The organism is Alteromonas sp. ABV4_515 (assembly GCF_056160345.1).
Genome location: NZ_JBSWWZ010000002.1, coordinates 628,232 through 642,517, shown reverse-complemented (window position 1 = coordinate 642,517; position 14,286 = coordinate 628,232). Strand labels below are relative to the sequence as shown.

The following is a 14,286-nucleotide window of genomic DNA, read 5'->3' as shown; positions in this document are numbered from 1 at the left end:
AGGTCTGCCCGGCTTTCGAATGCACCAGGAGAACGCATGCAGATAACCTTTTATGGTGTTAGAGGGTCAATTCCTACGCCAGGTCCTGAATACGTGCGCTACGGCGGAAACACAGCTTGCGTGCATGTCGAGCTAGACGATGGTACCGATATCATTCTTGACGCCGGTACCGGTATCCGTCGCTTAGGCAACCAATTAATTCAAAAGAACACGCCCATTCATCTTCTGCTTTCCCATAATCATTGGGACCATATTCAAGGCTTTCCATTCTTCACGCCCATTTACCAAGAAGATCGGGAAATCAATATTACGCCCGGCCTTACCAGCCTTCCAGAATACGACCAGATCCTGCAGCAAATGCAGGGGTCGGTTTTCCCGGTTCCGGCCAGCGCACTGAAGTCGAAAATAACCGTTACCCCGCTACCAGACAGCACCACCAGCTGGCGTATTGGTAGTGCGCACATCTCACGACTGCCGATGAATCACCCGGGAAGAGGCAGCGCCTACGCAATTACCGAAAATGGTAAGAAATTCGTTTACATGACCGACAACGAATTGTATCCCCCATATAAGAAAGAAACCGACTTTTTAACGTTTGTAGAATTCACCCGCGATGCTGAGGTGATTGTGCACGATGCCCAATACATGCTCTCAGACATGCCGGCAAAATCCGGTTGGGGACACTCAGTCGCAGAAGAAGCGGTTAAGCTCGCCATGGGGTCGAATGCGAAACGGATTGCGCTGTATAGCCACGATCCTGACCGTACCGATGATGACATCGATAAAGTTGTAGAGCACTGCAAAGATTATATTGCCATTGCAGAATCGGAACTGGAATTGTTTGCCGCTTTTGAAGGACAAACGCTGAAACTTTAAAAAAGGAAATTGCTGATGAAAGCACGCGTTTTTACTGCCGCGCTTTGTATTGCATATTTGTCTGCCACTACCGTTTTTGCGCAGGAAAGCGAAACCGAACAATCCAATTCTGATGCACAGAAAAAAGCGCCGGGCATTTTAAGCTCGCGGTTTGAAGCTGACCACAGAGCCTTGGATAATTACTTCGCGATTACCCAACACCGCCAGAATTATATTCTCCCTATCACCTACGTCACCAATCCGAATTCTGCAGGGAATCAGGATTTGACACCAGAAAACGTCGATAGCAAAGAAGCTAAATTTCAGCTTAGTGTAAAGCTGCCTTTGTATCTGCAGGAGGATACGGCGGACGGCATGTATCTTGGTTTTACCGTGACTTCTTTCTGGCAGGTGTATAACAGCGAAGTTTCCAAGCCTTTTCGCGAAACCAATTATCAGCCTGAAATTTTTTATCAACGTGAAGCCACTATCAATATTCTTGGCTACGACTTTAATGCGCTGCAGTTTGGCTTTAATCACATGTCTAACGGCCAAAGTGGTGAGCGTTCTAGAAGCTGGAACCGTTTGTACGCGTCGGTGTTGTTCAGTGACTACGATGATCTGTATTACCTGAAAGCCTGGTATCGCATTCCTGAAGACACCAAGGAAGATGAATTTGATCCCGCAGGCGACGATAACCCGGACATCAGTGATTATTACGGCCGAGCAGAATTTGGTTACGGAACCCGTTTTGGTAATTTGAAATTGCTCGCACTGCTAAGAAATAACCTTAATTTTGGCCATAACCGCGGCAGTATTCAGGTTGATTTAACTTACCCGCTTTCAGACCGCTATGAAATTCTACTGCAGTATTTCAACGGCTATGGTGACTCGCTTATCGACTATAACCGCAGCCAGGAGCGCATTGGCCTTGGCTTTCAGCTTACCTTTTTATAAGCAAGCCTGATTCAGGCAATCACACCTGCAGCCCGGTAAAGTTGCAGGTGTACCTCCACCAATGCTGCAATGTCACGCTGGTAACCACCGCCAATTACGCACGCCACCGGAATGTTCTGTCGCCGACAAGTGTCCAGCACCATACAGTCACGGGCATAAACACCTTCGGTTGTCACATGCAACAAACCTAAATCGTCATCAATGTGGATATCTACGCCGGCATCATAAATCACGAAATCCGGCGAACACTGACGAAAAGCCAGGTGTAAGGTTTCATCCAGTACGTTTAAATACGTGTCGTCGCCAGCACCTTTTTCTAGTCCCATATCAATATCTGAGACTTGCTTTCGATGGGGAAAGTTTTTCTCACCGTGAATAGACACAGTAAAAATATCGCGGTCGTTTTCCGCCAGTTTCGCCGTACCGTCGCCCTGATGCACATCACAATCAAAAATCATGACAGAATCGATATCCCTTCGTTGAAGCGTTTGCCGGGCCGCAAGATACAAGTCATTAAAAAGACAAAAGCCCGAACCAAAATCGTCGAAGGCGTGGTGATAGCCTCCGGTAAGATTCAGTGCAATACCCTGCTCTATTGCCAGTTCCGCAGTGCGACAGGTGCCGCCCACCGCTGTGAGTGAGCGCTGGATAAGCTGCTGTGACCAGGGAAAGCCAATGCGCCGCATCGCTTTTGGGTCCAGATTACCATCGCATAGCGCATCAATATAATCTGGCAAATAATGCGCTTTAAGGCTCTCTCGCAATATGGGTTTTGGCTGAGTAAAGTACTCTGCAGGGACGCCCTTTGCTGTCAGCGCATCGAAAATACCCTGATACTTCTCTATGGGAAAGCGATGCCGCACAGGCAAATCAAGCTGGCTATATATGGGATGAAAAACGAGTGGTGGTAACGATTGATTGTGCATACCCGGTTACCTTATCACGAGATAACCGGGAAAAGTATAATACTTAGCTGGTGAGCGATGAAACGACTCGCTGCACATTGGTCTCCATTTCTCGTACAGCGTCGGAAATATCGTTGCGACGGGACAACTCATGGTAGCGCTCCGACGAGGAAATGGATGAATTAATGACCTCTTCCACTCTACCAAGCACAACTTCTTGTTCATCGGCTGCCGCATTTAGCGCATCAACCACACTGGCAGTTTCTTTTATGCTTTGCACAACCAGATGCAGCGTTTCTAATGCAACTGAGGCTTCTTTCGCGTTGATATCTGCCAGTGATTTTCCAGCTTGCATTGCGGTCACCGCACCGCGGGCTTCCGACTCAAAACTTGATAAAATGTCATTAATTTCACGGGTAGATTGCTGCGTTTTTGCAGCTAGTGCGCGCACCTCGTCGGCAACAACCGCGAAGCCTCTACCATGCTCACCTGCACGGGCAGCTTCAATGGCCGCATTCAATGCCAGCAGGTTTGTCTGATCAGCAATTTCATTAATCACATTCACGACTTTAAGAATATTGTTACTTCTCGATTGCAGGGCATCAACAATATCACTGGACTCGTTAACGGTTCTGGCTAATTGGCTAAAGCCTTCGTTTGCCTTACTGAATGTTGTGAAACACTCTCCCACGTTGTCTTCCGACTGCTTCGTCGCCACCGCCACCTGGTCGGTAATGGCCACTAGACTCTGTACAATTTCTCCGAGCTTTTCGGTACTGGTATTCAGTGACTGACTATTGTGGTGTTGATCTTCTGCGCCGTTAAGAATGGCGGCACTGACATCCCGTAATGTTGCTACAGCAATGCCCACTTGAGACTCCGCCTGGCGAAGTTCATGCACCGACGTTTTTAATTTCTCCTGAAGCGCACGGGCTGAATTGGCCAGTACACCGAGTTCATGATCGCTCTCATAATTAAGTGCATTATCATAACGACTGTGCGCCAGGCCAGAGATGAACCCTGCAATATTTTTAATCGGTTTAATAAGCTGATTACGCAGGCGATTAATCACATACACGGCTGTTAACGCCGACAATGCGAGTGCAGCGAAAAGGATAATCCACAACGTGCGACGGGTATCCGTGCGCATAGACGCAAAGGCATCAAAAGATTGATTCGCAATGTCCTTGGCCACCGTTTCCAGTAATTGAGCTGGCTCCCGGTCGATACCTTTTACATAGGCATCCCCCACCTTTGCATTAAAGCCGGCATCGACAAATGCCTGATACCCTTCGCGATATTTGGCCGCCATTTTGTCATGTGCAACCAGAAACGCGCGAATATTGGTTTTTGTCGACGGATTAATAGACGTATTGTTGAGGAGTAACTTAAACCCGCTCTGCACTTCCTGTTCACGCTGCTGAAAACGCTTCCAGTATTTTTTCCGGCTCTCGTCATCATAGCCACGAAGCAGCGTGTTTTTCCATTCTTGCACCTGCGTTTTGAAGGTGTTGAGAATGGCAGTCACATCGCGCTCAGATTGCACCAGACTGTTTTCCATTTCGTCGAACTGATTAAGCACCGCGAAGGACTTATATAACGAAGCGACGTTTAACAAGACGAGAATAATGAGTGCGGCCATAACGGGCGTCATGACCAGTCGGCTGATACTGGCGTATTTCAACATGGGAACCTAATAATACAAGATTTAGAGTGTGGTATAGACTTTAGTATTAGAAGACAGAAATATGACAGAGATGTGACAGAGTACGGAAACCGTTAGCGTATTAAGTATGAGACGAGGGCATCAAGTATAAATGACCGGCGCAGTCGTGTTGCGCCGGCACGGAACATGGTAACTACTCAGCTTCGAAAGGCGCCAGAACAATTTTACCAATGGCAGAACCACTCTCCAAAATACGATGTGCCTCAACCAAATTTTGCGCATTCACGGGTCCAAGATGGGTATTAAACGTCGTAGTTAACTCACCCTTGTCGAGCAGGGAACTGACTTCATTAAGGATCTCATGCTGACGCAACACATCTTGAGTATTGAACAACGGCCGCGTGTACATAAATTCCCAGTGTAACGAAATGCTCTTACGTTTTAACAAGCCCACTTCAAGAGCCCCCGGATCATCAATCAGTCCAAAGCGGCTTTGTGGCTTCATCAAATCCACCAGCGCTGCAATGTGTACCTGCGTGTGAGTAAGACTGGCGACAAAATCTACGCCATCTAGCCCCAGCGCCTGGTATTGTGGCGAAAGATCTTTGCTATGGTCGATAACGTGATGGGCGCCCATCTTTTTCACCCACGCCTGCGTTTCGTCACGAGATGCTGTGGCAACAATGGTAAGAGACGTAAGCTTTCTGGCCAACTGAATAAGAATCGAGCCCACACCGCCTGCAGCCCCTGTGATTAATAACACTTGCCCTTTACTGTCGGTTCCCTTGGCAACCTGTAAACGATCGAATAGCAGTTCGTAAGCCGTGATGGATGTCAGCGGCATGGCTGCAGCTTCACAATCATTCAAATTTACCGGGGCTTTACCGACAATGCGCTCGTCGACAAGTTGATACTCCGCATTGGTGCCAGGGCGAGAAATATCACCTGCATAAAACACGCGGTCGCCTGCCTTAAATAACTGCGTGTCTTTGCCTGTTTCTACAACGGTACCCACCGCATCCCACCCAAGCACTTTTATCTCTTCGGCAGACGCGGATACCGTGCGACGAATTTTTGTATCTACCGGATTTACCGACACGGCCTCAATTTTTACCAACAAATCCCGTCCTGCCGGAACAGGTTTAGCGATATTGACCGCCTGAAACGCATTCTCTGTCAATGTTTCTGTAGCTTGTTTATAGCCATATGCGCGCATGATTCGTTCCTTAGCGTTTAAATTCAGGTTGCAGATATTGGTTACCTTACCGTTACGTCTCGTGCCTTTGCCAGATCAAAAACGCTGCAGTTAACGATACCCACGATAACCGACTAAACTAAGTTAATGAAATGTTAACTAGCAAGTTGTAAAAACAGATTACGTTAATCGCTAAATCTAATTTTCCGCCATCAGAAAACTCAATCATAGTTGTACTGGTTAAGCACTATTAATAACTGTTTAAAGGACATACACATGAAAATGAAACTTTTACCTGTTGTTGCAGCAATCGCTATGGCGTTATCGCCTACTGCGCACTCTGCCACTATGGAGCAAAATGCAAAAGTGGTGGGCGAAGCCCCCAAAGGCAATAAATTCTGGTGGCCTGACCAACTTAATCTTTCACAATTGCGTGCGCACAGCGTGGAATCAAATCCATATGGTGATGATTTCAATTACGCAGAAGCGTTTGAAAACCTGGATCTGGACGCAGTAAAAGAAGATTTACGCGTTGTTTTAACTGATTCTCAACCCTGGTGGCCAGCTGACTGGGGGCACTACGGACCGTTCTTTATTCGTATGGCGTGGCACGCCGCAGGTACTTACCGCACAATTGATGGCCGTGGTGGTTCTGTTGGTGGTCAACAACGCTTCGATCCATTGAACAGCTGGCCCGACAATGCCAGCCTGGATAAAGCACGCCGTCTAGTCTGGCCAGTAAAACAAAAGTATGGCCGCAGTATTTCCTGGGGCGATCTGATGGCGCTTGCTGGCAACGTTGCTCTGGAAGACATGGGCTTCAAAACCTACGGCTTTGCTGGTGGACGCACTGACGACTGGGAACCTGATAATGTTTATTGGGGTCCGGAAGAAGAAATGCTGACCGACCAGCGTCGTGACGAGAAAGGTAGCCTGAAAGGTTCACTTGCGGCCACTGAAATGGGTCTAATTTACGTAAACCCAGTAGGCCCTCATGGTAAGCCTGATCCTATCGCCGCTGCCCACGATATCCGTCTTGCATTTGGTCGCATGGCGATGAACGACGAAGAAATCGTTGCACTTATTGCTGGTGGTCACACCTTCGGTAAAGCCCACGGCGCGAAAAAACCAGAGTGTCTGGGTGAGGAGCCTGCAGCAGCAGCGATTGAACAACAAGGTCTGGGCTGGAAAAACAGCTGTGGTAAAGGTAACGCTGAAGATACCATGACAAGTGGTCTTGAAGGTGCGTGGACCGTCACACCAACCCAGTGGACGATGAACTATCTGAATAACCTGTTTGGCTTTGAGTGGGAACAAACAAAGAGCCCTGCCGGTGCAATTCAATGGAAACCAACTTCACCTTCGGCTGACAAGCTGGTTCCGGATGCACACATTGAAGGTAAGCGTAATCCTCCGATGATGTTTACTACCGATATCGCATTGAAAGAAGATCCTGAGTTCAGAAAGATAGCTAAGCGCTTCCAGCAGAACCCTGAAGAATTTGAACTGGCATTCGGTAAAGCGTGGTTCAAACTGAACCACAGAGACATGGGACCACGTGCTCGCTATCTGGGTGATGAAGTACCTAAGGAAGACTTGATCTGGCAGGATCCTATTCCAGAAGTGAACCACAAACTGATCTCAGAGAAGCAGGCTAACCAGCTGAAGAAGTCCATTCTTGATACTGGCTTATCAGTTCAGGAACTGGTTCGCGTAGCCTGGGCAGCTGCAGCAAGCTACCGTGATACTGATATGCGTGGAGGTGTAAACGGAGCACGTATTGCGCTTGCTCCTCAGAAGGACTGGGCTGTCAATAACCCTGCAGAAGTGCAGAAAGTATTGGGCAAACTGGAATCTATCCAGACTAAGTTCAATAAAAAATCGGGTAAAACCAAAGTATCTCTGGCCGATATGATTGTTCTGGCGGGTGCTGCTGGTATCGAAAAAGCTGCAGCAGATGCAGGTGTTAAAGTCACTGTACCATTCGCACCGGGCCGTATGGATACTACCCAGGAAATGACTGATGTTGAGTCTTTCTCTGTGCTGGAGCCTAAGGCTGATGCGTTCCGTAACTACTACGCCGAAGGCAACACAGCTGCACCCACGGTGATGATGGTGGATAAGGCTGACATGTTGGGTCTGACTGTACCGGAAATGACGGTTCTGTTAGGTGGTATGCGTACTATCGGTGCTAACGCTGATGGTTCAACGCACGGTGTGTTAACAACGAAGCCTGGTCAGTTAAGCAACGATTTCTTCGTTAACCTGCTGGACATGTCCACTAAGTGGGAAAAAACGGATAACGTTGCACTTTACAAAGGTGTTGACCGTGAAACCGGTAAACAAAAATGGACAGCCACACCGGTTGACCTGATTTTTGGTTCTAATACTGAACTGCGTGCAATTGCCGAAGTTTACGGTTCAGCCGATGTGAAGAAAAAGTTCGTAAATGACTTCGTTGATGCCTGGGTAAAGGTTATGCGCAACGATCGTTTTGACTTAAAACGCGGCTAATTCCTCCCCTCTTATACCTCGTAAAACCATGCCCCCTGTTTAGGGGGCATTTTCATTTCCCTTCGATGCTGACTGAACTTGTCAGCAACACATTGCGTAGTATCTCCAACAAACTACACAATCAGGCAATCATTAAAGAGCATCAGGCATGCACAATTGCAGTGGTTTTCTTTAAAATTTTAGCATCAGGATATGCCTGAGCATGTAACGACAAATGAGGCTATAGTTATGAAAACAATTGGTTATGCGGCTCACTCTTCAGACGCCCATATGGTTCCTTATCACTTTGAAAGACGGAACCTGCGCAACAATGACGTGGCCATCGAAATTATTTATAGCGGCGTTTGCCACTCAGATCTTCACACTGTGAACGGCGACTGGGGCGATCAGCCTTATCCTCTGGTACCCGGACACGAAATCGTCGGTAAAGTTATAGAAGTAGGCGCTGACGTAAAAAATTATGAAGTAGGCCAGCACGTGGCGGTTGGCTGTATGGTAGACAGCTGTCAGTCATGTGATCAATGTGATCATGGCGAAGAGCAATATTGCCGTAACGGTATGACTCCCACTTACGGCGCACCAGACCGCATCAATGGTGAAATTACCCAAGGCGGTTACTCAAAACACATTGTAGTTCGTGAAGAATTCGTTTTACGGGTGCCTGAATCATTGGATTTAGCGCGCACGGCCCCCATCCTTTGTGCGGGTATCACTACGTTTTCTCCTCTGCGCACCTGGGGCGTAAAAGCAGGCAGCCGCGTAGGCGTCATCGGTCTGGGTGGTTTAGGTCACATGGCCGTTAAATTAGCCGTTGCCATGGGTGCAGAAGTCACTGTACTTAGCCGTTCCAACTCAAAAGAAGAGACAGCTAAAGCGTTAGGGGCAAAGGGAATATTAGCTTCTACCGATGAAAATGCGATGAAGCAAGCAGGATCTTCCTTTGATTTAATTATCGACACTGTTCCGGTTAAACATGACGTAGATGTTTACATGCCACTTCTCGATATCGACGGCACATTGGCGATTGTCGGCCAGGTTGGCCCTATGGAAGATTTTATGACTGTGCCGTTAGTGATGGGGCGACGCCGCGTAGCAGGCTCACTGATTGGCGGTATCAAGGAAACTCAGGAAGTACTGGATTTCTGTGCTGAGCACGACATTCATCCTGAATGTAAGATGATTAAAGCTGATGAAGTAAATGACGCGTTTGCCAGCCTGGCAAAGGGCGACGTTGCGCACCGTTATGTTATTGATATGGCTAGTCTGAGCGTATAATTAACTACGCGATTAAATCGCGCCAAGTATCTAAATAAAGCATAAAATAAAATAGCCAGTCAGTACTTTTACTGACTGGCTATTTTTTAACTTGCGGATGCGAATAAAGCAAATGCAGCTTTACTGTTGCTCTCTCAGTGGTGATAGCCACTGCACCCTATCAATATTTTCAGCAAACTTTTTGGCTCCAGCCAGCGTGTTATGGCCGTAATCATAAAAGTACTTTTCAAGGTCGGGCCCCACCGCATCACAGTACTGGCTTTCAGTGTCGCAGATGTAATCCATTCTGTTTAATACGATAACACCGGGCACCTCAATGGGCAATTGTGCCAAAGTACGATTAATTTCATTAACATTGCCACTGAAATCAATTCGCTCAGCCAAATGATGCTCAGAGACAGCGTTAAAATAGGCCCGATTAATTGTTGCGGCTAGCTCCTCATTAGATACGTTTGGCGACTCTCGTCGTAATGTGTAGCCAATGAATTCTGCCAGTGTCCATTTCCTCGTCCAGTATTCAGGAAACTCGTGGATATTGGTAAGTACTACCGGCTGCTTTCCAGCTTCGAGAATGAATGATAAGAGCGCTTGTAATGGCTCGACATCTTCTGCGTGATAACGAGACGCGATCATCACAATATCTGCCTCTTTAAAATTCGGTGTTAGCAATAACTCCTCAATCACATCATCAACTTCAAACTTGCGGATAGCCTTTCGGGCAAACTGATATTCTGACTCAGCGTAAGCCGAAGCAGAGAGTGCATTAAAGACATCTTTGGAATGAGAATTACCGATAATTAACACTTTCTGACCAGCGCTATCGTCAAACCATAACTCTCCTTCATCCCGACTCTTTATGTATTCCCACGAAATTTCGCGTAACTCGCGGTTGTCCTTACTGTCAGCGCTCAATGAGAAATTTTCAAGGCTATTGTATTTCCCGGTTTGCAGTGCAGGCGCGAAGTGGGAAGCTATACTTCCGTAGCAGATGAAAAACGCCATTACACAACCGGAAAAAACAAAGATTCCCTTGCGACCAATATTTTCTCTGCGCCTAAATGGCCCTTCTACATATCGCCAGCTAAACCAGGCAAGCACTAAAGACACAGTAATTAAAACCAGCATTTGAACGGTGCTAAAGCTTTCAGGAGACAGGATCCGCGCAAAAGCAAATATCGGTTGATGCCATAGATAAGCTGAATAGCTGATCAGGCCAATCCATACGAAAATGTTAAGACTTAGCAGACGATTTACCAGCGTCCCAGGTCCGGAATATAAAATAATTAATGATGTTCCAACCACTGGAAACAACGCGTAGAAACTCGGGAAAGGCGTGAACTTGTCAAAACTAAAATTGGCGTACAGCACCATGAGCAACCCAATAATGCCCAGGAGGTTATTTTTTTGCACGCCTTTACTGACGATGAAAAATGCCACCATTGAGCCAGCAAATAACTCCCATGCCCGAAAAGGCGCAAGAAAGAAATTCATCGTGCTGTTATTACGCCATCCCCACTCGGTCAGAAGCAAACTACATGCTGTCATCAGCGCGATTAAGATAAGTACCCTATTTTTACCGAGACGCCAGAAAATAAAGAGAAAAACAGGAAATAACAAATAATACTGCTCTTCTACAGCAAGACTCCATGTGTGTAGCAGCGGTTTCTCTTCTGAAGCCGCCTCGAAATAACCACTCTCCATCCAAAACAAGATGTTAGAACAAAAAAGGCTAACAGCCACTAAACTGTTGAGAAATTCTTTGTGATTTTCCGGAGACATCGTCATCCATGCCACGGGGATACACAACAACATAATCAATGAAAGTGCAGGCAATATCCTTCGCGCCCTGCGCTCGTAAAAATTCACGATGCTGAATTTGTCGTTATCGAGTTCTTCTATCAGAATCGTAGTGATCAGATAGCCGCTGATAACGAAAAATATATCAACGCCTACGAAACCTCCCGAGAACAGACTGAATCCGGCGTGAAAAAGTATCACAGGTATAACAGCCAGCGCTCTGAGGCCGTCCACTTCAGGGCGGTACTTCAAACTTATTTCCTTACTGCTTGAGTTAATTGACTCGTAAAAATTTCTTCAACGACACTGTATTATACTGGCCGACAGTTTTGAATATACCACTACAAACCAAGGGCGAATACATTCAACTATTGCCAGTAATAGTTCATCTCTATCTTGAGAGTTGCAAAGGCACCCATCAACCGGCTTGTTTGTACATCCTAATAACGCCTATGATATATATCCAACGATGGACTGTTATTTAAAAAGGTAAAATTTATGTTCTCTGGGCTGGCTGCGTTTCCATTAACCCCTTTGAAGAATGATGAAGTCGATGAGCGTGCCTTTATTGGTCTTCTCAAGCGGTTAGTTGAAGCCAAGGTAAATGCTATCGGCGTACTCGGTTCAACGGGCAATTACGCTTACCTGTCGAGAGAAGAGCGAAAAAGAGTCGCTGAAATTGCAGTTCAACACGCCAATACGACCCCGGTTATGGTGGGTATTAGCGCCTTAAATTTAAGAGATGTGCTTGTTAATGCCCAAGATGCTCAGGCGGTAGGTGCAAGCGCAGTACTTTTAGCGCCCATGTCTTACCAACCATTGACAGAAAATGAAGTCTTTAAATTATACGAGGCGGTCACTGCTACACTCTCTGTGCCGCTTTGCGTGTATGACAATCCGGGTACAACCCACTTTACTTTCAGTGATGAGCTTCACGGACGTATCGCGCAGTTACCTCACGTAAGGTCGATAAAAATTCCTGGCGTGCCTAAAGATCCTCAAGCTGCAGTGGAACGGGTCGACCGCCTCCGCGCGCTGATTCCTGACCATGTGTCTATTGGTGTAAGTGGTGATGCTTGTGCTGCCCACGGATTAAATGCGGGCTGTGAAGTTTGGTATTCCGTCATTGGCGGCCTGTACCCAGAAATTGCCCAATCCATTACAACGGCGGCTTTGAATAAGGCTCCCCAAGAAGCTTTACGCCTATCGCAGCACTTAACGCCAATGTGGGATCTCTTCGCTCGCCATGGAGGCAGCCTTCGAGTGGTGGCTACAGCAGCTGAAATCCAAAGCTTGGCTGATTCTCCCTGTTTACCAAGACCTCTGGACGCATTAGCTGCAGAGGAAAGAATAGCGCTAGCAGCCTTACTTGATAACTTGGGCTTAGCCTAGCCCTATTGTGATGAGTGTCATTTAGGCTCGTTGTTAGCGGTTTAACAATCATGACAAACAACTCTATGGCAAAAACAAAAAGTCCGCAGTTACGCGGACTTTAAATGTGTAAACCCTATTAGTGTAGTACTTATTCGAGGGTAAATTATTCCCACTCAATCGTAGCAGGCGGCTTACCGGAGATATCGTAAACCACGCGGGAAATGCCGTCGATTTCGTTGATGATACGGTTAGACACCTTACCTAAGAAATCATATGGCAGATGCGCCCAGTGTGCAGTCATGAAGTCGATGGTTTCAACCGCACGCAGCGATACAACCCAGTCGTATTTACGAGCATCACCCATTACGCCAACAGAACGTACCGGCAGGAATACGGTGAATGCCTGACTGACTTTGTGGTAAAGGTCGGCGTTATGCAGTTCTTCAATGAAGATCGCATCGGCGCGACGCAGCAGGTCACAGTATTCTTTCTTGATTTCGCCCAGCACACGCACGCCCAGACCAGGGCCAGGGAACGGGTGACGATACAGCATGTCGTAAGGCAGACCCAGTTCAAGACCAATCTTGCGTACTTCGTCTTTAAACAGCTCGCGTAATGGCTCTACCAGACCCATCTTCATGTCTTCTGGTAGGCCGCCCACGTTGTGGTGGGATTTGATAACGTGAGCTTTACCGGTAGCAGAACCCGCAGACTCAATGACGTCAGGGTAAATGGTGCCCTGCGCCAGCCATTTCGCGTTGGTAAGCTTAGACGCTTCTTCATCGAACACGGCAACAAACTCGTTACCGATGATTTTACGCTTCTTCTCAGGATCGGCTTCGTCCGCCAGTCTCGCCAGGAAGCGATCTTCAGCATCCACTTTAATGATGTTCAGACCGAAGTGGTCGCCGAACATATCCATAACCTGCTGACCTTCGTTCAGGCGCAGCAGACCATTGTCTACGAATACACAGGTCAGTTTGTCACCGATTGCGCGATGGATAAGCATGGCAACCACAGAAGAATCCACACCGCCTGACAGGCCGAGGATCACTTCGTCGTCACCCACTTTCTCTTTAATGCGCTCGATGGCGTCTTCGATAATAGCGCCAGGCGTCCACAGCTTCTCACAGCCACAGATATCCATTACGAACTGTTTCAACAGACGCAGGCCCTGGCGGGTATGGGTGACTTCCGGGTGAAATTGTACACCGTAGAAACGCTTTTCTTCGTTATACATAGCAGCATGAGGACATGAAGGTGTCTGTGCAATGGTTTCGAACCCTTCCGGAATCGTCGCCACTTTGTCACCGTGGCTCATCCATACGTCCAGCAGCGCATTGCCGTTTTCACCGATGTGGTCTTCAATCTGTGCCAGCAGATCAGTCGCTTTTAATACCTCAACCTGCGCATAGCCGAATTCACGTTTATTAGAACCCTGAACGCTGCCGCCCAACTGTTCCGCCATGGTCTGCATGCCGTAACATACGCCAAGCACCGGTACACCGGCTTCAAATACGTATTCAGGAGCGCGGGGAGAATTAAGTTCAGTGACCGACTCCGGACCGCCGGACAGAATAATACCGTCAGGGTTGAATCCGCGAATTTGCTCTTCGGTCACGTCCCAGGCCCACAGCTCACAGTAAACACCGATTTCACGTACGCGACGTGCAATCAGTTGCGTGTACTGGGAACCGAAGTCCAGAATAAGTATGCGCTGGCTATGAATATTGGTGGTCATGTTTTTA

The 14,286-nt window shown here is 47.5% G+C and carries 10 protein-coding genes; 5 read left to right on the top strand and 5 right to left on the bottom strand.

Annotated features, from left to right (window positions below):
* Positions 1–36: 36 nt before the first annotated feature.
* Together ACXAGX_RS07120 and ACXAGX_RS07115 are read left to right on the top strand one after the other, a co-directional pair.
* Positions 37–876: an MBL fold metallo-hydrolase gene (locus ACXAGX_RS07120; RefSeq protein WP_474824473.1), complete on the top strand. Its 840-nt coding sequence runs from the start codon at positions 37–39 to the stop codon at positions 874–876.
* Between the two features lie 15 nt (positions 877–891).
* A complete protein-coding gene (locus tag ACXAGX_RS07115; protein WP_474824471.1) occupies positions 892–1,812 on the top strand; it encodes a phospholipase A in 921 nt (306 codons plus the stop codon).
* A gap of 11 nt (positions 1,813–1,823) precedes the next feature.
* Here ACXAGX_RS07115 and ACXAGX_RS07110 read toward each other — a convergent pair whose 3' ends face one another.
* From ACXAGX_RS07110 to ACXAGX_RS07100, 3 genes are all read right to left on the bottom strand, one after another.
* Positions 1,824–2,738: a histone deacetylase family protein gene (locus ACXAGX_RS07110; protein ID WP_474837431.1), complete on the bottom strand. Its 915-nt coding sequence runs from the start codon at positions 2,736–2,738 to the stop codon at positions 1,824–1,826.
* A gap of 43 nt (positions 2,739–2,781) precedes the next feature.
* Positions 2,782–4,404 (bottom strand): methyl-accepting chemotaxis protein, encoded by a 1,623-nt coding sequence (locus ACXAGX_RS07105; RefSeq protein ID WP_474824466.1) that lies wholly within the window; start codon positions 4,402–4,404, stop codon positions 2,782–2,784.
* Positions 4,405–4,576: 172 nt separating this feature from the next.
* Complete coding sequence (locus ACXAGX_RS07100) at positions 4,577–5,599, bottom strand: zinc-binding alcohol dehydrogenase family protein (protein WP_474824464.1); 1,023 nt, start codon at positions 5,597–5,599, stop codon at positions 4,577–4,579.
* A gap of 255 nt (positions 5,600–5,854) precedes the next feature.
* Here ACXAGX_RS07100 and katG point away from each other — a divergent pair, with 255 nt between their 5' ends.
* Together katG and ACXAGX_RS07090 are read left to right on the top strand one after the other, a co-directional pair.
* A complete protein-coding gene (gene katG / locus ACXAGX_RS07095; RefSeq protein WP_474824462.1) occupies positions 5,855–8,092 on the top strand; it encodes a catalase/peroxidase HPI in 2,238 nt (745 codons plus the stop codon).
* A 228-nt stretch (positions 8,093–8,320) separates the two neighbouring features.
* Positions 8,321–9,367 carry an NAD(P)-dependent alcohol dehydrogenase gene (locus ACXAGX_RS07090; RefSeq protein WP_474824460.1) on the top strand — a complete coding sequence of 349 codons (1,047 nt, stop codon included), beginning with the start codon at positions 8,321–8,323 and terminating at the stop codon, positions 9,365–9,367.
* A 120-nt stretch (positions 9,368–9,487) separates the two neighbouring features.
* Here the strand turns inward: ACXAGX_RS07090 and ACXAGX_RS07085 are convergent, their stop codons facing one another.
* On the bottom strand, positions 9,488–11,398 hold the full coding sequence (locus tag ACXAGX_RS07085; protein WP_474837558.1) for an acyltransferase family protein: 1,911 nt from the start codon (positions 11,396–11,398) through the stop codon (positions 9,488–9,490).
* Between the two features lie 264 nt (positions 11,399–11,662).
* On the opposite strand from ACXAGX_RS07085, the gene ACXAGX_RS07080 reads away from it, so the two are divergent.
* Positions 11,663–12,556 carry a dihydrodipicolinate synthase family protein gene (locus ACXAGX_RS07080; protein ID WP_474837429.1) on the top strand — a complete coding sequence of 298 codons (894 nt, stop codon included), beginning with the start codon at positions 11,663–11,665 and terminating at the stop codon, positions 12,554–12,556.
* 145 nt (positions 12,557–12,701) lie between these two features.
* Here ACXAGX_RS07080 and guaA read toward each other — a convergent pair whose 3' ends face one another.
* Complete coding sequence (guaA, locus tag ACXAGX_RS07075; protein WP_474824454.1) at positions 12,702–14,279, bottom strand: glutamine-hydrolyzing GMP synthase; 1,578 nt, start codon at positions 14,277–14,279, stop codon at positions 12,702–12,704.
* Positions 14,280–14,286 lie beyond the last annotated feature (7 nt).